This window comes from Actinosynnema sp. ALI-1.44, from assembly GCF_001984155.1.
Lineage (GTDB): Bacteria > Actinomycetota > Actinomycetes > Mycobacteriales > Pseudonocardiaceae > Kibdelosporangium.
The window spans coordinates 178,090-197,351 of the sequence record NZ_MTQO01000045.1 but is presented as its reverse complement, the minus strand read 5'-3'; the positions used below and the strand labels follow the sequence as shown (position 1 = coordinate 197,351).

Genomic DNA, 19,262 nt, shown 5'->3' with positions numbered 1-19,262 from the left:
AATAAAGGACTTCAGAAAGTCCTGATGGACTGAACTACGGGCCCGGGCCACACTGCCCGCATGAAGGCACTCGTCAAGCTGGTCGAGGGCCCGGGCCTGGAGTACACCGACGTCCCGGACCCCCAACCGGGCCCGAACGACGTGGTCGTGCGCGTCCTGCGCACCGGTATCTGCGGCACGGACCTGCACATCGACGCCTGGGACGACTGGGCGGCCAAGACGATCCGCACCCCACTCGTGGTCGGCCACGAGTTCGCGGGTGAGGTCGTCGAGATCGGCCAGGCCGTCACCGCGACCAAGGTCGGCGACCTGGTCAGCGGAGAGGGCCACCTGGTCTGCGGCACGTGCCGCAACTGCAAGGCGGGCAGGCGTCACCTATGCGCCAACACGCGTGGCCTCGGCGTGCACAGCAACGGCGCGTTTGCCGAGTACGCCGTGCTCCCCGAGCAGAACGTCTGGGTCCACCGCACTCCCGTCGACCTCGACGTCGCCGCGATCTTCGACCCGTTCGGCAACGCCGTGCACACCGCGCTGTCGTTCCCGGTCATCGGCGAGGACGTACTGATCACCGGCGCCGGGCCGATCGGGATCATGGCCGCGGCGGTCGCCCGGCACGCGGGCGCCCGCAACATCGCCATCACCGACGTCAGCGATCACCGGTTGGAGCTGGCCAAACGAGTCGGCGTGGACCTGGCGCTCAACGTGCGCCACGCCTCGATCGCCGACGCGCAGACCGTGCTGGGCATGTCCGAGGGGTTCGACGTCGGCATGGAGATGTCCGGGCAGCCCACGGCGATGCGCGACATGATCGCCAACATGGCGCACGGCGGCCGCATCGCGATGCTGGGCCTGCCCGCGGCCGAGTTCCCCGTCGACTTCAGCGCGGTCGTGCTGAAGATGCTGCACATCAAAGGGATCTACGGCCGGGAGATGTTCGAGACCTGGTACTCGATGTCGGTGCTGCTGCAGGCCGGGCTCGATCTGACCCCGGTGATCACCCACCGGTACAAGGCCGCCGAGTACGACCTCGCGTTCGCCACGGCGCGCGAAGGCAACTGCGGCAAGATCATTCTCGATTGGACGGAGAACTGATGTACGGCGCGATGCGCGAGAACCTGCGGGCCGGCCTTGACGAGATTCGTGAAGCAGGCCTTTACAAGGCGGAGCGCGTGATCGGCACGCCGCAGCGGGCGACCGTGCGGGTCGGCTCCGGTGACGAGGTGCTCAACTTCTGCGCCAACAACTACCTCGGTCTCGCCGACCACCCCGCGCTGGTCGACGCCGCGAAAGCCGCGCTGGACGAGTGGGGCTTCGGGATGGCCTCGGTGCGGTTCATCTGCGGCACGCAACAACCGCACAAGCAGTTGGAAGCGAAGCTGTCGGAGTTCCTCGGCACGGACGACACGATCCTCTACAGCTCCTGCTTCGACGCCAACGGCGGCCTGTTCGAGACACTGCTGACCGACCAGGACGCGGTGATCTCCGACGAGCTCAACCACGCGTCGATCATCGACGGCGTCCGGCTGTGCAAGGCCAAGCGCTACCGCTACAAGAACCGCGACATGGACGACCTGGAGCGCCAGCTCAAGGACGCGGCCGACGCGCGCTACCGGCTGATCGCGACCGACGGCGTGTTCTCCATGGACGGTTACCTCGCGCCGCTGGACCAGATCTGCGAGCTGGCCGAGCGGTACGACGCGCTGGTGATGGTCGACGATTCGCACGCCGTCGGCTTCACCGGTCCGACCGGCCGCGGCACGCCCGAGCTGTTCGGCGTGACCGACCGGGTGGACGTCATGACCGGTACCCTCGGCAAGGCGCTCGGCGGCGCCAGCGGCGGGTACGTCTCCGGCCGCGCGGAGATCGTGGAGATGCTGCGGCAGCGGTCCCGGCCGTACCTGTTCTCCAACTCGCTGGCGCCGTCCATCACGGCCGCGTCGCTGGCCGCGTTGGAACTGCTCAGCACGTCAGGCGAGTTGCTCACCAGGCTGCGTGAGAACACCGCCCTGTTCCGGACGAGGATGACCGAGGAGGGCTTCGACCTGCTGCCGGGCGAGCACCCGATCATCCCGGTGATGATCGGCGACGCGGCGGTGGCCGGCAGGCTCGCGGACCTGTTGCTGGAGCAGGGGATCTACGTCATCGGCTTCTCGTACCCGGTCGTCCCGCACGGCAAGGCGCGAATCCGCACCCAGATGTCGGCCGCGCACTCGGCCGACGACGTCAACCGCGCTGTCGACGCGTTCGTCGCGGCACGGGCCAAGCTCGACGCCTGAGCACAAACCCCAGACCGCGCTGTGAAGCTCCAGTGCAGTGAAGGTTCACTTCACAGCGCGGCCCGTTTCGATCAGGGCACCGAGGACCCTCTTGAACAGCGGGTGGTCGTCGCTGCCCGTGCGCACGGCGACGAACACCCGGCGGACAGGCGGCGTGTCCGCGACCCGGACCCGGACGGCCCCGCGCGGCGTGACGAAGGCGTTGCGCGGCACCAGCGCGACGCCCGCCCCAGCCGCGACCAACGCCACGATCGCGCGGAAGTCGTCTGACGTGTGCGTGATGTGCGGGCGGTCGACCACCTGCTCGACCAAGTCGCGGCACGGGTTGCCGGGCAGCGGCGCGATCCAGTCCTCGGTGTCGCTGAGATCCTTGATCGCGAGGATCTTCTTGCCGCCGGAGAGGGGGTGGCTCTCCGGGAGGACCAGGTCGAAGGGCTCGGTGTACAGCGGGTACAGCTTCAGCCGCGGGTTGTCGGTGCTGAGGAGCTGGCGGCTCTCCTCGGTGATCGCCATGTCGATCTCACCGTCGAGCAGCAACGGCACACTGGCGTGACCCTCGGCGTCCCGCACCACGACGGTGACATCCGGCATGAAGAACCGCAGCTTCGGGATCGTCGGCGCCACGACCTGGGTGATGCCCGAGGCGAAGCTGGCCAGTTCGACGTGCCCCTTGGTGCCGGTCGCGAACGAGGCCAGCGTGGCCTGCGCGCGTTCGAGCTCGGCCGCGACCGCGTTGGCGTGTTTCACGAGCCCTTCACCGACCGGGGTCAACGAGACGCGCCGCCCCCGCCGCCGCAGCAGCTCCTGCCCGGTCTCCGATTCGAGCGCGGCCAGCTGCTGCGACACCGCGGACGGCGTCAGGTGCAGCGCCTCACTTGCCGCTGTCACTGTTCCGTGGTCAGCAAGAGCACGCAGCACCCGCAGCCGTCGAGGGTCGATCACACGGTCATTGTCCATCCTCGATCGGTGTCCCGGCAGACAACGGTCCACTGCCTGTGGACAACTGCTCATGCGGGGAACTGGTCGCGCAGCTTCGCCCAGGTGCCGTCGTCGTTGCTGGCGGCCAGCCCGATCCTGTTCGCCGCCTTGGTTGTGGTGGCGCCGATGGCCCTGACGTTCCTGATCGCCTCGCTGGTCTCCAGCCGACTGGTGACGAGCTACGGGCGAAGCGTGGTCACGGTCGACGCGGCGATCCAGGGGACAGGTGTTCTCCTCGCGATCGTGACTGTGCTGCTGGCGTGGCCGGGCGTGACCATCCTCACCATCGCGCCTGCGATGGCGGTCACCGGATTCGGCCAGGGACTGATGGTCACGACGTTGTTCCGGGTGACCTTGTCGAAGGTGCCCGCGGCGAGCGCGGGCGTCGGCAGCGGTTCGCTGGTGACGGTCCAACAAGCGAGCCTCGCGCTCGGCGTGGCCACGCTCGGCTCGCTGTTCCTGTGGCTCAGCGAGCCGGACGTACTGGGGATGCGCAACGCGTTCGCCGTCGTCATGGCGGTGCAGGTGGTCGTCGCCGCAGCGGTTTTCGCTGTTCGGCCGACGGCTGCCGGACCCGCGTCAGCTCCCGGTGTCAGATTTGGTGCGCGGCGGGAGCTCGACCACGGCGGTGTTGGGGATGGTCTCGCTGCTCGACCACGCGTCGGCCGAACCGGCGCGGCGGTTCAGCGCGAGGCGCATCACCATGCCGTGGCACACCACGAGAGCCGGGCGCGGGCCCTGTTCGATCTCGACCAGGGCGGCCATCACGCGGTCGCCCTGCTCGGCGTACGTCTCGCCGCCCTCGAATCCGAAGTCCCCCGCGCCCGACACCCACCCCCGGTACGCGGCGGGATCCGCCGCGGCCAGTTCGTCGTACAGCCGGTCGGTCCACACCCCGGTGTCGGTCTCCATCAGCCGAGGATCGAACCGGATCGGCACCCCGATGTGCGCCGACACGGCCTCGGCCGTCTGCCTCGCCCTGGTCAACGGGCTCGACCACAGCGCGACCAGCCCCAGGTCGGCGACCGTGACCGCGAGCTCCTTGGCTTGACGCTGCCCGGTCTCGTCCAGCGGGACTTCCGTCTGCCCCTGGAACCGGCGGGTCTGGTTGTACGCGGTCTGCCCATGCCGCGCGAGGTAGATCGCCACGACCACAACCTACGTGCCCAGATACCGGAGCACGGCCAGCACGCGACGGCTGTAACCGGTGCTGCGCGGCAGGTCGAGCTTGTCGAAGATGGAGTTCACGTGCTTCTCCACGGCGCTGCGGGAGATGTGCAGCGAGGCTGCGATTGTGTCGTTTGTGCATCCCTGCGCCATTTGTCCAAGGACCTCCACCTCGCGGGATGTCAGCCGCGACAGCGGATCGGTGTGGGTGGTGCGCGCCAGCAGTTGCCGGACGACCTCCGGGTCGAAGGCCGCCTTGCCCGCGCCGACCCGCTCCAGCGCGTCGAGGAACTCGCCGACCTGGCCGACCCGGTCCTTGAGCAGGTAGCCGACCGCTCCGGCGTCGGACGTGATCAACTGGGTGGCGTAGCGCTTCTCGACGTACTGGGACAGCACCAGCACCCCGATCTCCGGCCAGCGGTCCCGGATCTCCAGCGCCGCCCGCAGGCCTTCGTCGGTGTGGGTCGGCGGCATGCGCACGTCCACCACGCACACGTCGGGCTGGTGGGCGGCGACGGCGTCCACCAGCGCGGTGCCGTCACCGACCGCGGCGACGACGTCATGGCCCTCTTCGGCCAGCAGGCGGACCAGGCCTTCACGCAGCAGGGTGGAGTCCTCGGCAAGCACTATCCGGAGCACGGCAGCTCCGCGGTGACGACGGTCGGGCCGCCGTCGGGGCTGGTCACGGTCAGGTGGCCGTCCAGCGCGGCCACCCGGCGGGCCAGGCCGGACAGGCCGCTGCCGCTCGGGTCCGCCCCGCCGATCCCGTTGTCAGTGATCCGCACGGTGACCATGTTCTCCCGCATGCCGATCTCGACGGTGACCAGGTCGGCGCGGGAGTGTTTGGCGGCGTTGGTGACGGCCTCCGACGCCACGAAGTACGCGGCCGTCTCCAGCGGGGTCGGCAGGCGGCCGGTGATCGTGAAGCTCAGCTTCACAGGGATTCCGGCGCGCTCGGCCACCCCGGCGAGGACGTCCGCGAGACCCAGGTTGTCCAGCACGGTCGGGTAGACGCGCCACGCCACCTCGCGCAGGTCGTTGAGGATCTGCTGGGCCTCGTCGTGTGCCTGGGCCAGCAGGTCGTCCCGGTCGTGCACCGCACGGCGCCGGGTCCGGCCAAGCAGCATGGACAGCGCGACGAGCCGCTGCTGGACGCCGTCGTGCAGGTCCCGTTCGATCCGGCGGCGTTCGGCGTCGACGGCCTCGACCACCCCGGCCCGGCTCTCGGCCAGTTCGGTGATCCGGCGCCGCAGCAACTCCTGTTCGCTCGGCCCCAGGTACCGCAGTGCCAGAGTCCGTTCCAGGCTGGCCACGCCGAGCAATCCCTGCAGGCTGCCGTACAGCAGGACCAGGCCGAGCGGAGCGACCACCACCAGACCCGACGGGTGCATGACCCCGGTCGCGAGTTGCCCCACGGCGATCCCGCCGATGACGAGGCCGTACGCCTGCAACACCAGTGTCCCGCCGCCGAGCAGGCCCACCAACGAACGCAGCGCCAGGTACTTCACGGCGGCGCGGTCGTCGTAGTCCGATGAGCTTTCGACGTCGTGCCACCGCGCCAGCCTGCGGCGTTCCACCTCGGTGAGCGCCAAGGCCCACCTGCGTGGCCACCTGATCGCGACGTACACCAACTCGGCGACAGCCAGGCACGCCCCGATCGCGAGCCCGGTGATCAGACGTGCCCAACGCCGGACCATCAGACCGGCAGCAGCCGTGTGATCAGCTCGGACAGTTGGTGCACGGTCCGGCATTCGTGCATCTCCACCACGGTCGCGTACTCGTTGGCCAGCGAGTCCCCGGTCGACCACAATCGTGGTGATTCGGGGTTGAGCCAGTATGCGCGGCGGGCATTGCCCACGATCCGGCGCAACGCGGGCAGGTTCGGATCGCCGCCGTTGTTGCGCGCGTCGCCGAGGATCAGCACCGACGTCCGCGGGCCGACGGCGTCCAGCCACTGGTCGACGAACACCTGCAAGGAATGCGTGTAGTCGCTGTGGCCGTCCCAGCGGGTCAGCTTGGCCTCGCGGTGGATCCGGGCGGCCAGCCCCGCCGGGTTCTCGGCGCCCGCCTTGACCAGGTGCGTGACCTCGTCGGTGGTCTCGACGAACGCGAACGCCCTGACCTTGCTGAACTGGTCGCGCAGCGCCTGGGTGAGCAGCAGTGTGAAGTGGGCGAACCCGGCGACCGACCCGGACATGTCGCACAGCAGGACCAGCTCCGGCCGACCTGGCCGACGTCGTTTGAAGGCAGGCTTCACAGGCACGCCGCCGAACGCGATCGAACGCCGCAATGTCCGGCGGATGTCGATCTCGCCGCGTCTGGCCCGGCGCCGCCGGGCGGCCAGTCGTGTGGCGAGTTTCCTCGACAACGGATAGATCGCGCGGCGCATGTCCGCGAGCTGCGCACGACCTGCGGTGAGGAAATCGACCCGGTCCGACGGCGGCGCCACCGCGTTGCGGGCGACCGTTTCCCGGCCGCGCAGCTCAGCCGTCCGCCGCCGCGCCTCGGTTTCGACCATCCGCCGGAACCCGGCGATCTGCCTGCGCACCTCGTCGCGGCGGACGTCGGCCATGAACCCTGGATCGTCGGCCCGGAGCGCCGCGAGCACCCGGACCAGCAGGGTTTCCGGCCGCAGGCGCTGCAATGTCTGGTACGCCGACCACCCGCCAGCACCCTGCGAGCCCTCGCCGAAGCGGCCGAACGCGTCCACCGCGGCCTGCGCAAGCGCTTGCTGCTCGCCCGCCGTCCCGGCGGCCAGTGCCTGGACGAGCTGCTCACGCAACGACTCCAGGTCCGCGGGCTCATCAGAACGGCCACCCACCGAAACGGGGAAATACAGGTCGAAGACCTGGTCGAACACGGTCCGCTGGCCAGAGCGGCGCAGCAAGGAGGCCGCGAGCCCTTCCCGGACCCGCTCCCGGTCGTCCATCCCGAGCACGGCGAGCACCCTGGCGGCGTCGATCGTCTCGCCGGGACCGGCGAGGATCGAATGCTCGCGCAGCGCCTCGACGAAGGACACGAGACGCTCCGGAACGCTCACCCGAGGACCTTGAGCTCGTTCACCGCGCGCTTCTTGTCGGCCTCGTACTTCAGCACGACACCGAGCGTGGCGTGCACGACCGCCTCGTCGAGGTGGTCCGCCCCGAGCGCCAGCAGCGTCCGCGCCCAGTCGATCGTCTCCGCGATCGACGGCGACTTGCGCAGCTCCAGCGCTCGCAACGCGCCGACCACCCGGACGAGCGACTCGGCGAGGGTGCCGGAGACCTCGGGCACCTTCAACCGCACGATCTCCAGCTCACGCTCCGAATCCGGAAAATCGAGGTGCAGGAACAGACACCGCCGCTTCAGCGCCTCGGACAGCTCACGGGTCGCGTTGGACGTCAGCACCACGAACGGTTTGCGCGTCGCGGTGATCGTGCCCAGCTCGGGCACGGTGACCTGGAAGTCGCCGAGCACCTCCAGCAGCAGGCCCTCCACCTCGACGTCCGCCTTGTCGGTCTCGTCGATCAGCAGGACCGTCGGGTCCGGGTTGCGGATGGCCGTCAGCAACGGCCTGGGCAGCAGGAACTCCTCGGTGAAGATGTCCGCGCGCGCCTCGTGCCAGCTCTCGTCGCGGCCCGCGGTGATCCGCAGCAGCTGCTTGGCGTGGTTCCACTCGTACAGCGCGCGGGCCTCGTCGATGCCCTCGTAGCACTGCAGGCGCACCAGCTGGGACCCGGTCGCCGTGGCCACCGCGCGCGCCAGTTCGGTCTTGCCCACCCCGGCCGGTCCTTCGACCAGCAGCGGCTTGCCGAGCCGGTCGGCGAGGAACACGGTGGTCGCGATCGCGGTCGACGTCAGGTAGCCGGCACTGGCCAGCCGCTGAGCCACCTCGTCAACGGAGTCGAACAACACCGGCAACCTCCTGACTAAGCGCTTGCTCAGTAAAGGTTACCGGTCGGGTTCAGCTCTTGACCGACAGCAGGACCTGACCTTTGTCGTCCCTGACCTCGATGCGAGCGATGTCACCCGGCGCGAACGACGTGCCGCCGCTGAGCTTGAGCGGCTCGTTGCGGCCACCCGGGGGCACCGCCCAGTTCGTCACCGTCTCCGTCTCGCCACGGGTGGACACCGCCACCAGCTCGCACTTGCGCGGGCCGATCGCCCCGCGCAGTTCGATGGTCACCTGCGTACCCCAGTCCTGGGACAGCATGGTGACGTTGGCGTCCATCTCGCCGCCGACCCCGTTGAGGGTCTGCGGCTGCTCGGACGACGGCGGCGGGTCCAGCTTCAGCCCCGCGGGCGGGCTGGCGACGGTGGGCGCGGGATCCCCGCTGGTCGCGATGATCGTCACCACCGGCGCGGCGATGATCAGGAACGCCGCCGCCGCGGCGGCGAACCACTGCCTGCGGCGGCGCTGCACGCGCGATTTGGTGGCCTCTTCCAGCAGGGAGGACAGCACCTGCGGGCCGGGAACGGGGACGAGCAGCGCGGGCGCGTCGTGCTTGACCTTGTCCAGCAGTTCGGGCACGTCCTGCAACTCGACCAGGTCCAGCTGGCACTTGGGACAGTCGAGCAGGTGTTGTTCGAACGCTGTGTTGTCGGGTTCGTCGAGCGCGCCGAGAATGTACGCGGCTATGTCAACGTGCGCAGACGCGTGAACCATCCCCGACCTCACCCCCGATCGCGCAGCGCGCGCCTCAGTGCACGGACCGCGTGGTACAGCCTCGACTTGACGGTACCTGGCGGAACGCCCAGTGTCTCGGCCACGTCATTAACTGTGCGGTCGCGCAGATACGTCTGCATGATCGCTTCGCGTTGGTCCTCCGACAACACCCGCAACGCGTCGTACACGACCATCGCACTCAGCGTGCGGTCCGATTCGTCGGGTACACCCACGGAGTTCGCGTCCGGCTCCTCGACCTCCTGCGGCCTGGCCTTGCGACTGCGCCTGCCGTCGATGACGATGCGCCGGGCGACCGTGTACAGCCAGGCACGCAGCATGTCCGGGCTGCGGTCCAGCTTCTCGGCGTTGCGCCAAGCCCTGATCAGGGTTTCCTGGACGACGTCCTCTGCCCAGTGCCGGTCGTTGCCGGTCAGCCTGAGGGCGAAGGCCATCAATGGAGTGCCGAAGTCCCGGTACAGAGCTGTCGCCAGGTCTTCCTCGGTGTGTCCATGACGACGCAGCTCGTCACCCAACAGGGCTCTTGCGGAATGGCTGTGGCGTCCCACGGTGACATCCTGGTGGGACAGCCGTTGCGCGTCCAGTGTCAAATCGTTGCGGAATTTTTGTTTGAACCGCCCGGCGGGCCCGCCCGTATCCATCGGTGAAGGCGTAAACCAGGTGCCCCGCCAGGACGCACCAGTGGGCCCGCTATGGCAGCAGAACTGCCCATAGTGGATCCAGCACGGCCTTTTCCAGCAACGTCGCTTTACTCGTCCGTCCATCGCGGACGCCCGGAGAGACAAGGAAGGACGCCGTGAAACGATCCCTCGCGTCGTTGGTGCTCCTGTTGACCACGCTGTTGCTGGCCGGTCAGTCCGTCGCGCACGCACAGCCGGGGTCCAAGCCGCTGACCGAGATCGACTGCGAACTGCTCGTCAAGGTCAAGCTGGCCGGCCTGTGGGAGATGCCCGCTGGCGAGATGGCCCAGAGCCGGTCGGAAGATCCCAAGGTGCAGGAGGTCGGCCGCACCCTCAAGACGGACCACGCCATGCTCGACACGGCGGTGAACGAGCTCGCCGCGCCGTACGCGTGCCCGCTGCCCGGTGAGCCCAACGACGCGCAGAAGAGCTGGCTCACCGAGATGGCCACTTCGACCGGGGCCCAGTTCGACTCCGTATGGGCGATGCGGCTGCGCGCGGCGCACGGGATGATCTTCCCCGTTATCGCCAAGGTCCGCGCGGCCACAACGGATGCCGAGATCCGGAAGTTCGCGACGACGGCGAACACGGTCGTCATGAAGCACATGACGATCCTGGAAAGCACGAACAACGTGGACTACGCCCAGTTGGCGGCCGCGACTCCGCTGACGTTGTCATCGGACTCCGAAGGTACCGACATGGTCGTCGCGGTCACGCTGGTGCCGCTGATGGTCGCGCTGACGGTGTTCCTGCTGTGGCTCGCTTCCAGCCGCAACCGCCGTCGCAAGCAGATGTCCGTCGTGTCCGGCCGGGACGGCGACGAGGACGACGAGGACGACCGCCGCGACGATCGCCGCGGGCGCGGCAACGGCAAGCGCAGCAGGTTGTTCGTGGACAAGGAACTCGCACGGTGACCCGCACAGTGACTGACGTGGTGGTTCTCGCGGTCGGCGGCCCGTCCGACGATGGTCTGCGCGGGGTCGCGGCGGTCTCCGCACGTGCCGCCTACGCGTTGATGTGCCTGACGATCTGCTGGGGAATCCTCACGAAGACCGGCTGGGCGCGAAGATTCGGTGAGCGCAAGACCTTGCGCGCGGGGCATATGGTTCTCGCCACGCTGACGATCACGTTCGGCGTCGTGCACGCGATGGGCTTCCTGTTCCTCGCCGAGGGCAAGTTCACGTTCGCGCAGATCAGCATCCCCTTCGGAGACGGTGTTTTCTTCCGCTACGCGATCGCCATCCTCGGGCTGGAACTGATGATCGCGATCTTCATCACCGCCGGGCTGTACCGCTGGACTTCCTACCGCCGCTGGCAGTGGGTACACCGAATAGCGTACGCGGCACTAGGGCTTTTGGTGGTGCACTCGATACTCGGCGCGATGGCCAACGGGCACCTCGCGGTACTGTGGCTCGCCGGACTGACTTTGCTGATCCCGACAGTGACCCTTTCGGTCCTGCGGTTCGTTCCCACCCGGATGCTCGTTCAGATCGGTCTGGTGGAGGAACAGGTATGAGAGGCCGTCGGCTTCGGGTCAAAGTGGACAACGACCGCTGTGAGCGGTACGCGATCTGCCAGATGGAGGCGCCGAACCTGTTTGAGCTGAGCCCCGACGGGCGGCTTTTCTACACGAAGAGACCGGAAGAGGATCAGGTCGAGCAGGCGGCAGCGGCAGCGCGCTGCTGCCCCATGCAGGCCATCAAGGTGGACAGGGTTTAGATGACCGACTTCGAACGCATCGTCATCGTCGGCGCGGGGGTCGCCGGCCTGAGAGCCGCGGAACGCCTGCGCGAACTCGACTACGACGGCGAACTGGTGATCATCGGTGACGAGGCCAGGTGGCCGTACCACCGGCCGTTGGTGTCCAAGGACTTGCTCGCCGGAAGCGACCGCCCCGCCGACCTGACCCTGCAGCGCCACATCGACACCGGTGCGCGCTGGCGACTGGGTACCCGTGCGGAACGGCTTGAAACACAACGAAAAGTCGTGCACCTGCCGGGTGGCGAGGAGATCAAGTACGACGGCCTGATCATCGCGACGGGCGTCGAACCGAGGCACCTCAAGGGAGTACCACGGCACAGCCCACGCGTGCACACACTGCGCACAGTGGACGAGGCGCTGGCGGTCAAGAAAGTCATTTCCCGCAGCGACTTGCCGATCGTGGTGCTCGGGACCGGATACATCGGCTGCGACGTCGCCGCGAGCGCCCGCAAGATGGGCCGTGACGTGACGATGGTCGGCCGCTCCCGCTTCCCGTTGCGCAACCTGGGCAACGACGTGGCCGCCGCGGTGGAGAAGCTGCACCGCAAGCACCGCGCGCGGATGGCGATGGGCACGGACATCCGCAACTGGGTCTGTGCCGAGGATTCCGTGGCGATGCACACCACCGACGGCCAACTGCTCGTCGCCGGTGCGGTGATCATGGCCGTCGGGTCCATCCCCTCGGTCGAGTGGATGCGCGGGTCCGGCCTCGTGCTGGAAGACGGCGTGCTGTGCGAGTCCACGCTGTTCGCCGCGGGCGCGCAGGACGTCGTCGTCGCGGGTGACTGCGGCCGGTGGCCGAACCTGCGGTTCGACGACACGCCACGCCGCGTCGAACACTGGATCAACGCCGTCGAAATGGGACGGCACGCGGCGGAGAACCTGTTGCTCGGCAGGGAGAAGGCCACGCCGTTCATGCCGATCCCGCGAGTCTGGTCCGGACAGTACGGTGTGCGCCTGCAGATCTCGGGCATCCCGTCGCTCGGCACGGACACCGTGCACCTGGCCGACGGCGCCGCCGGAACGCCGGGCATCACCGGGTACGTCCGCAACGGCAAGCTGGTCGGCGTCTGCGGCTGGGACGCGCCGCGCGCGATGATCAAGTGGACCGAGAAGCTGCACGAGGAACTGCCGGTCCCCACCGAGACCAAGCGCCGCCGCCCGGTCGCGCCGAAGCCGAGCAAGTCCCCCGCACCGGCACCGGCGACCGAACCCGTGGCCGCGCAGGAGTTCGGCCAGTCGGTCCGGCCGCCCATGCCCCCGGCCCGGCAGAACACGCTCGCCGAGATGCCGACGCAGGTCCCGGGCGCGCAGCCGCTGGTCCCCGCGATGGCCTCGGCCGGGCAGACACAGGTCTCGGCACAGATGTCGGCGCCCGCGATGGCCTCGGTCGGCCCCGCGCGGGTCTCCGCACAGATGTCCGCCCCGGCGATGCAGCCGGTGGCCCGGCCACCGGCCGCGCAGCGCGACGGCAGGCCGCCGATGCCGGGCACCGGCCGGAACATGCCGCCGGTGCCACCTCCGCAGGGTCGTCCGTCCGCCGGCGCGTCCGTGGCACTGCCCAGGCCGATACCCGCGATGCCGAGGGCCGCTGCGGGGCGGATGCCCTCGGGCCAGATGCCGTCCGGCCAGGGCGCGTCGGGTCAGATGCCGGGCCGGATGGCGCCGCCGCCGGGCAGGCATTCGGCGCCGCCGCCGTCCGCGCGTGGCATGCGGCCGGTGGAGCAACCGTCGGGCAGGCACGCCAAGCCGGACCCAGGGGACATGCCGTTGTTCGGCCTCGACCCCGGCCCGCTGACCGAGCCGGTGCCGCCCGTCCGTCCGGAGCCGTACCTGCCGCCGACGTCGGCGATCCCGAACCTGACGGCGCCGAACCTGTCGATGTCGAACCTGTCCGTGCCGAACATCGAAGTCCCGGACACCCCGGCGGCGGCCATGCGCCCGGCGCCGCCACCGGCACGGCAACGCCGGGCCGGACGGCCGGAGCGCGACCGCAAGTCGCTTCCGCCCATGCCGCCGATGCAGGGCAACCAGCACCCGTCTTTCCCGAACATGCAGCCAGTGCCCCGGCCCGGCGGCGAGCCGATGACGGAGCACCCGTCGTTCCCGTCGATGCGCCCGGTTCAACGGCCGCCGATGCCGTTGATGGAGCATCCGTCGTTTCCGTCGATGCAACCGGTCGCGCGACCCGGCATGGAGCACCCGTCGTTCCCGTCGATGCAACCGGTCGCACGGCCCGGCGCACAGGACAGCCGCTTCCCGTCAGGAGATGCGGTCAGAGGGTTCGGCTAGAGACACGGCTGGCCGAACACACCGCGGCGGCCGGGCCCTCGGCCGTCGCGGTGCCGCCCCCTCGTGCACGAGCACCCCGACCGCTCGCCGCGAGGGGGCCTTTTTGAAGCCCTGCTCAATTAAGCTCAGCTACACGGGCTCAGTCGAACAGCCCGCGCCGATACGCCTCGCCCACGGCCGCGGCCCGGTCACGCACATCGAGCTTCGCGTAGATGTGCAACAGGTGCGTCTTGATGCTGGCCTCGCTGATGAACAACTTCGACGCGGCCTCACGGTTGGTGGCACCTTCCGCGACCAGCTTCAGCACTTCCAGCTCCCGCGGGCTGAGCGTGCCGCGCTGCGGCTTGCGCACCTGGCCGATGAGCCGGTTGGCCACCGACGGCGACAACACCGACTGGCCCTGGTGCGCTGAGCGCACCGCTTTCAGCAGGTCCTCGGTGGTCGCGTCCTTGAGCAGGTAGCCCGTCGCGCCCGCCTCGATCGCGGGCAGCACGTCGCTGTCGGTGTCGAACGTGGTGAGCACGAGGACACGGGTGTCCGGCGCGGTCTCCCGCAGCCTGCGGATCGCGCGCACCCCGTCCAGCTCCGGCATCCGCAAATCCATCAGGACCACGTCGGCGCCGTGCTCGGCGACCATCTCGACGGCCTGTCGCCCGTCGCCCGCCTCGCCGACCACCTCGATGTCCGGCTCGCCGGTGAACGTGGCGCGCAGCCCGTCGCGCACCACCGGGTGGTCGTCGACGATCAGCAACCGGATCACGCTGTCACCCCTGGCGACTCGGCTCGGATGGCGGGGACGCTCGCGCCGATCGCGGTGCCCTCGCCGGGCATGCTCTCGATCTCCAGCGTGCCACCCACCCCGAGCAATCGCTGACGCATCGTGCCAAGACCGTACCCGCTGTCGCCGCCCGGTCCTCCTGTGCCCGGTCCTCCTGTGCCCGGCTCGAACCCGACGCCGTCGTCCCGGATGTCCAGCAGGACCACGTCTTCCAGATAGGACAGGGTGATCGCGGCTCTGGTCGCCTTCGCGTGCTTGGCGACGTTGGCCAACGCCTCCTGCGCGACCCGGAACAGCGCAACCTCGATACCCGTGATCATCGGCTCGGGCGTGCCGGTCGTCTCGGCCTGCACCGGCACGCCGGACGACTGGCTCCACACGTGCGCCATCTCCGAGATCGCGTCCGGCAACCGGGAGGACTCCAGCGACGCGGGCCGCAACGCCTGCACGGACCGGCGCGCCTCCGACAGACCGCGTTCGGCCAGCATCCGCACCTGGTCCATGTGGTGCTGCCACTGCTCCGGGTGCTCCCGTACCCGGTTGGCGGCGTGCAACTGCCTGATCAACGCGGCGAGCTCCTGGGCGAGCGTGTCGTGCATTTCGCGGGCCAACCGCTGGCGCTCGTCGAGCACACCGGCCTCCCGCGCCTGCACCAGCAACTGGGCGTGCAGGCCGGCGTTCTCCTCCATCGCGGTGGCCAGCCGCTGGTTGGTCTCGGCGAGCTGGCTGTTCGCACGTTTGCGCCGTTCGCTCTCGAAGCCGGCGACCCACCCCGCGAAGATCACCGGACCGGCCACGGCCACTATCACCACGAGCGGCGAGGTCTCCCGCAGCCCGTCTGTCTGGATGGCGAACGTGCTGATCGCGTTCGCCGTCACCGCGAACACAGCCCACCGCGCCGGGAAGATCGCGAACGCGTAGGGGAAGCCGATCCACACGAACGACACGAACGCTTCACTGGTGGCGATGAGCACGGTGTTCAAGGCGACCAGGCCGACGTACGCGACCACCGCCCAGACCGCGTCGCGCGGCCACACCGGCCACCACCTGGCGATGAGCGCGATCCAGACGACGGCCACCCCGCTCAGTGTGAGGGTGAGCGGCAGGTGCGGCGCCGCGCTCCGGTCGACCACCGACCAGGCGACGGCGGCCAGCAGGGCGGCGTAGGCGATCCAGGTGTAGATCCACCTGGCCTTGTCCGCCTCCACCTCGTTGATCTGGAACATGCCTTTCATTCCCACCGGAAGAGCCTGGCCGCCGCCAGCCCCGCGACCACTGTGTACGCACCGAGCACGCCGAGGTGCAGCATTTCAGGCATGGTGCCACTCCAACTGTCGCGAAGCGACTGCATGGTGGCGCCGAGCGGTGTGTAGTCACCGACGCGCACGATGAACGGCGGCAGGTTCTCGGCGGGCATGAACACCCCGCCGAACACGAGGCTGACGAAGAACAGGCCGACGCCGACACCGGTCGCGATCCGCGCGGTCGGCGCGACCGCCGCGACGAGCAGGCCGACGGCGAACAGAGCGGTGCAGCCGAGCACGAACGCGGCGAGGAAACCACCGAAGTTCTGCGGCAGCGTGAACTTGAAGGCCAGGTGGCCGACCAGGATGACCAGCACCGCCGCGACCACGGCCAGGCCGACGCTGATCAGCAGTTGCGCCGTCAGCAGCCGGGCCGGGTTCATCGGGGTGGTCGACATCCGGCGCAGGATGCCCTTCTCCCGGTACCCGGCCAGCGTCGTCGGTGTCAGGTTGAGCGCCAGCTGCGCCAGGCCCAGCGCGAGCGCCATGGTCGGGAAGTACGTCATGATCGGGTCCTGCTCGCCGCCGGGTTTGGCGATCGCGCCGAACACGGCCACGATCGCGACGGGCAGCGCGATCGTGACGATGGTCGACGCCGGGTCCCGCAGGAAAATTTTGAGCTCGGTGAATGTGAGCGTGCCGGTCGCGGGCATGGTGTTCTCCTAATGAAGCTGTTCTTGAGCGACGACGACGTTTTGTGAAGTGCAAACGACGAACAAAAACTCGCCTCGGACGTCAGAAGCGTTTGCCGGTGAGCGCGACGAAGGCGTCGTCCAGGTTGGCCTGCTCGACCCGTAGATCGGCGGCGACCACATGGTTGCGTGCGAGAACCGCCGTTACGGCGTAAAGCAGGTCCCCGCGACCGGTCACCACGACGTGGCTGCCCTGCTGCGCCACCTCGCTGACCTCGGGAATCGCGGTGAGCATGCGCTCGTCGAGCGGCCCGGTGACGCGGAACCGGATCCGCTGGCGGTCGTCCGCGCGGGCCACCAGCCCGCCCGGGGTATCGATGGCGACGACGCTGCCGTCGTCGATCACGGCCAGCCGGTCGCAGAGGCGCTCGGCCTCCTCCATGAAATGGGTGACGAGCACGACCGTCACGCCGGTCTGGCGCAGCCGTTCGACCAGCTCCCACGTCTCCCGGCGCGCCTGCGGGTCGAGGCCGGTCGTCAGTTCGTCGAGGAACACCACCCTCGGCCGTCCGACCAGCGCGAGCATGATGAACAGCCGCTGCTTCTGGCCACCGGAGAGCTTGCCGTACGCCACGTCGCGGTGTCGTGCCATGCCCCACTCGTCGAGCAGGCGCTCCCAGTCGGCCGGGGTGGCGTAGAACGACGCGTACAGATGCAGGGCCTCCCAGACCTTCATGCGCTCCTGCAGCTGACTTTCCTGCAATTGCACGCCGATCAGGGTGTGCAATTTCCGTGCGTCGCGCCGCGGGTCCATTCCGAGCACGCGGATCGTGCCGCTGTCGGGGACCCGCAGACCTGCGACGCACTCGACCGTAGTGGTCTTGCCCGCGCCGTTGGGACCGAGGATGCCGAAGATCTCACCCTCGGCCACGGCGAAGGACACATCACGTACCGCGATCTTGTCGCGGTACCGCTTGTGCAGGTTGGCTACCTCGATGACTGACATGCCACGCAGCATGCGTTGCGGAGGCGGGTCGCCGGATCGCCTCACCAGCCATCTTCGCGGCGGATGGGCCCATCAACCGATCGGTCGATGTGCGCCGATCCGCTTGCGCAACCGGTAGAGCGCCGAATGCGCGCCCTGCGTCGTCGTGCCGAGCACCCGCGCGATCTCGCTGTGGCCCATCCCGTCGGCCAGCATGTCGACCAGCGCGCGGTCGCGGCGCGGCAGCGCGAGGATCCGGATCGCCAGCCACCGCGCTTCTGCCTTGTCACAGGCGAATTCCGCCGGATCCTCGGCGGACGGCGGGACGAGCCTGGGGTGGTTGGCCATCCGGGTGGCCACCGTGCGGCGCCTGATCTCGTCCGCGCACAGCCGGGTGACTGTGGAGACCAGGAACTGTTCGATCCTGCTCATGTCAAGATCGTCGAACTCGGCCCCGCGGATCAGGGCTTCGTTGACGATGTCATCGGGGTCCACCGGTGCCGCGCAACGCCGGGCGGCGATCCGGACCAGCGCTGGTCGGATCCTGATGCACTCCTGCCAGTAGTCGTCGGTACGCGTACGTGCGTCCGGGACCGGCATTACCACACCCCCGATCGGCCCACCACGTACGTGCGCAGGGGCCGTCTCGATGTTGAATAGTTGTTATTTGAACATTTCTTCCCTCGTTTTGAGAAGCATCTACCGCGTGCCATGAGGCCGGGAGGGCCATTCGGCCCGTGTCCCATGTGGTGAGAATCTCAACCTCATATCGGGCGTTTCACTGTAACGGCGGTACGGTGTTGACTCACTTCCGCCATTCGAGTGAACCTCGGTCAGACGAGCCCGGCCCAAACGAAAAACGTAGCGTGGGAGACGTTGCGACTCGGTCCGGTTCCGGTGAGGTTGAATTCTTTTGCGGTTATTTTGATCGACAGAATTCCGTCACCCCGGAGTCGCTGCGTAGTACCTCGCGGGGTTGTACCGCACAGAGCCCCCGGTGCTGACGGCACCGGCGGTCGAGCGACGCGGGGCAGGGCCGCGTCGCTCGGCCGGGCGCGGGTGCGCCGTGCAGCACGTTTGACCGTGCTGCACGGCGCACCGACTACCCACCGGCTGGCGATGTGACAACCCCCGTGACAACAAGCGTTTTCATCGTCGACGACCACGAACTGGTCCGGCGTGGTCTCGTGTCCCTGCTCGCCGACGAGACCGACATGCGAGTGGTCGGGCAGGCGGGCACCGTGGTCGAGGCGTTGGCCCAGGTCCCCGAGCACCTGCCGGACGTGGCCGTCCTGGACGTCCGGCTGCCCGACGGCGACGGCGTCCAACTCTGCCGTGACCTGCAGCTGCGCTGCCCGGAGGTGCGATGCCTGATGCTGACGCCGTTCGTCGACCCGGAGACCATGACCGAGGCCATCGCCGCGGGCGCCGCCGGAGTGGTGCCGAAACACGTGGCCGGGGCCGAGTTGACCAGCGCGATCAGGATCGTCGGCGCGGGCGGGCTGCTCTCGCAGGACCCGCAGCCCGAACAGGCCCACGACCCGTTGCACGCGCTGACCAGGCGAGAGCGTTCGGTCCTGCGGCTGATCGGCGAGGGCCTGACCAACCGGCAGATCGCCGAACGGCTCAACCTGGCGGAGAAGACGGTGAAGAACTACGTTTCCAGCGTGCTCGGCAAGCTCGGGCTGCGCAGGCGCACCCAGGCCGCGGTCCTGGCCGCGGAATTGCGCCACCGCCTCTGACCAG

The 19,262-nt window shown here is 68.9% G+C and carries 21 protein-coding genes; 7 read left to right on the top strand and 14 right to left on the bottom strand.

Features of this window, described 5'->3' with window-relative positions:
- The first annotated feature begins 60 nt into the window (after positions 1-60).
- Positions 61-1,092, top strand: a complete 1,032-nt coding sequence (tdh, locus tag ALI144C_RS21545; protein WP_076988921.1) for an L-threonine 3-dehydrogenase — start codon at positions 61-63, stop codon at positions 1,090-1,092.
- Positions 1,092-2,276, top strand: coding sequence for a glycine C-acetyltransferase (locus ALI144C_RS21540; RefSeq protein WP_076988920.1), 1,185 nt, complete (start codon positions 1,092-1,094; stop codon positions 2,274-2,276). The genes tdh and ALI144C_RS21540 overlap by 1 nt, the downstream gene beginning before the upstream one ends.
- A 45-nt stretch (positions 2,277-2,321) precedes the next feature.
- On the opposite strand, the gene ALI144C_RS21535 is transcribed toward ALI144C_RS21540, so the two are convergent.
- The 9 genes from ALI144C_RS21535 to ALI144C_RS21495 form a co-directional block, all read right to left on the bottom strand.
- Entirely contained in the window at positions 2,322-3,218 is an 897-nt protein-coding gene (locus ALI144C_RS21535) for a LysR family transcriptional regulator (RefSeq protein ID WP_083753287.1), read from the bottom strand.
- 215 nt (positions 3,219-3,433) lie between these two features.
- Positions 3,434-3,769 carry a hypothetical protein gene (locus ALI144C_RS21530; RefSeq protein ID WP_076988918.1) on the bottom strand — a complete coding sequence of 112 codons (336 nt, stop codon included), beginning with the start codon at positions 3,767-3,769 and terminating at the stop codon, positions 3,434-3,436.
- Between the two features lie 64 nt (positions 3,770-3,833).
- Positions 3,834-4,403: a histidine phosphatase family protein gene (locus ALI144C_RS21525; RefSeq protein ID WP_168211310.1), complete on the bottom strand. Its 570-nt coding sequence runs from the start codon at positions 4,401-4,403 to the stop codon at positions 3,834-3,836.
- Positions 4,404-4,412: 9 nt separating this feature from the next.
- Positions 4,413-5,051, bottom strand: a complete 639-nt coding sequence (locus tag ALI144C_RS21520) for a response regulator (RefSeq protein ID WP_083753286.1) — start codon at positions 5,049-5,051, stop codon at positions 4,413-4,415.
- Entirely contained in the window at positions 5,048-6,118 is a 1,071-nt protein-coding gene (locus ALI144C_RS21515) for a sensor histidine kinase (RefSeq protein ID WP_076988915.1), read from the bottom strand. The genes ALI144C_RS21520 and ALI144C_RS21515 overlap by 4 nt, the downstream gene beginning before the upstream one ends.
- Complete coding sequence (locus ALI144C_RS21510; RefSeq protein ID WP_076988914.1) at positions 6,118-7,461, bottom strand: vWA domain-containing protein; 1,344 nt, start codon at positions 7,459-7,461, stop codon at positions 6,118-6,120. Before ALI144C_RS21510 ends, ALI144C_RS21515 begins: the two co-directional genes overlap by 1 nt.
- Positions 7,458-8,312: an AAA family ATPase gene (locus tag ALI144C_RS21505; RefSeq protein ID WP_076989146.1), complete on the bottom strand. Its 855-nt coding sequence runs from the start codon at positions 8,310-8,312 to the stop codon at positions 7,458-7,460. Before ALI144C_RS21505 ends, ALI144C_RS21510 begins: the two co-directional genes overlap by 4 nt.
- A 52-nt stretch (positions 8,313-8,364) precedes the next feature.
- Entirely contained in the window at positions 8,365-9,066 is a 702-nt protein-coding gene (locus ALI144C_RS21500) for an anti-sigma factor family protein (RefSeq protein WP_076988913.1), read from the bottom strand.
- Positions 9,067-9,074: 8 nt separating this feature from the next.
- On the bottom strand, positions 9,075-9,602 hold the full coding sequence (locus ALI144C_RS21495) for a sigma-70 family RNA polymerase sigma factor (RefSeq protein WP_441297570.1): 528 nt from the start codon (positions 9,600-9,602) through the stop codon (positions 9,075-9,077).
- A gap of 278 nt (positions 9,603-9,880) precedes the next feature.
- Here ALI144C_RS21495 and ALI144C_RS21490 point away from each other — a divergent pair, with 278 nt between their 5' ends.
- From ALI144C_RS21490 to ALI144C_RS21475, 4 genes are read left to right on the top strand one after another with little or no spacing between them, the layout of a single operon-like run.
- Complete coding sequence (locus ALI144C_RS21490; RefSeq protein ID WP_076988912.1) at positions 9,881-10,678, top strand: DUF4142 domain-containing protein; 798 nt, start codon at positions 9,881-9,883, stop codon at positions 10,676-10,678.
- Positions 10,675-11,280 carry a ferric reductase-like transmembrane domain-containing protein gene (locus tag ALI144C_RS21485; RefSeq protein ID WP_076988911.1) on the top strand — a complete coding sequence of 202 codons (606 nt, stop codon included), beginning with the start codon at positions 10,675-10,677 and terminating at the stop codon, positions 11,278-11,280. The genes ALI144C_RS21490 and ALI144C_RS21485 overlap by 4 nt, the downstream gene beginning before the upstream one ends.
- Positions 11,277-11,483, top strand: coding sequence for a ferredoxin (locus tag ALI144C_RS21480; RefSeq protein WP_076988910.1), 207 nt, complete (start codon positions 11,277-11,279; stop codon positions 11,481-11,483). The genes ALI144C_RS21485 and ALI144C_RS21480 overlap by 4 nt, the downstream gene beginning before the upstream one ends.
- The gene (locus ALI144C_RS21475) at positions 11,484-13,817 is read left to right on the top strand and encodes an NAD(P)/FAD-dependent oxidoreductase (protein ID WP_076988909.1); all 2,334 of its coding nucleotides are present in this window, start codon (positions 11,484-11,486) and stop codon (positions 13,815-13,817) included.
- A 139-nt stretch (positions 13,818-13,956) separates the two neighbouring features.
- Here the strand turns inward: ALI144C_RS21475 and ALI144C_RS21470 are convergent, their stop codons facing one another.
- From ALI144C_RS21470 to ALI144C_RS21450, 5 genes are all read right to left on the bottom strand, one after another.
- The gene (locus tag ALI144C_RS21470; RefSeq protein ID WP_076988908.1) at positions 13,957-14,577 is read right to left on the bottom strand and encodes a response regulator; all 621 of its coding nucleotides are present in this window, start codon (positions 14,575-14,577) and stop codon (positions 13,957-13,959) included.
- Positions 14,574-15,830, bottom strand: a complete 1,257-nt coding sequence (locus tag ALI144C_RS21465; RefSeq protein WP_076989144.1) for a sensor histidine kinase — start codon at positions 15,828-15,830, stop codon at positions 14,574-14,576. Before ALI144C_RS21465 ends, ALI144C_RS21470 begins: the two co-directional genes overlap by 4 nt.
- Positions 15,827-16,552, bottom strand: coding sequence for an ABC transporter permease (locus ALI144C_RS21460; RefSeq protein ID WP_076988907.1), 726 nt, complete (start codon positions 16,550-16,552; stop codon positions 15,827-15,829). Before ALI144C_RS21460 ends, ALI144C_RS21465 begins: the two co-directional genes overlap by 4 nt.
- Before the next feature lie 82 nt (positions 16,553-16,634).
- Positions 16,635-17,537, bottom strand: a complete 903-nt coding sequence (locus ALI144C_RS21455; protein WP_076989143.1) for an ABC transporter ATP-binding protein — start codon at positions 17,535-17,537, stop codon at positions 16,635-16,637.
- A 72-nt stretch (positions 17,538-17,609) separates the two neighbouring features.
- Positions 17,610-18,116: an RNA polymerase sigma factor gene (locus ALI144C_RS21450; protein WP_076988906.1), complete on the bottom strand. Its 507-nt coding sequence runs from the start codon at positions 18,114-18,116 to the stop codon at positions 17,610-17,612.
- A gap of 533 nt (positions 18,117-18,649) precedes the next feature.
- Here ALI144C_RS21450 and ALI144C_RS21445 point away from each other — a divergent pair.
- On the top strand, positions 18,650-19,258 hold the full coding sequence (locus ALI144C_RS21445; protein ID WP_076988905.1) for a response regulator transcription factor: 609 nt from the start codon (positions 18,650-18,652) through the stop codon (positions 19,256-19,258).
- The last annotated feature ends 4 nt before the right edge of the window (positions 19,259-19,262 follow it).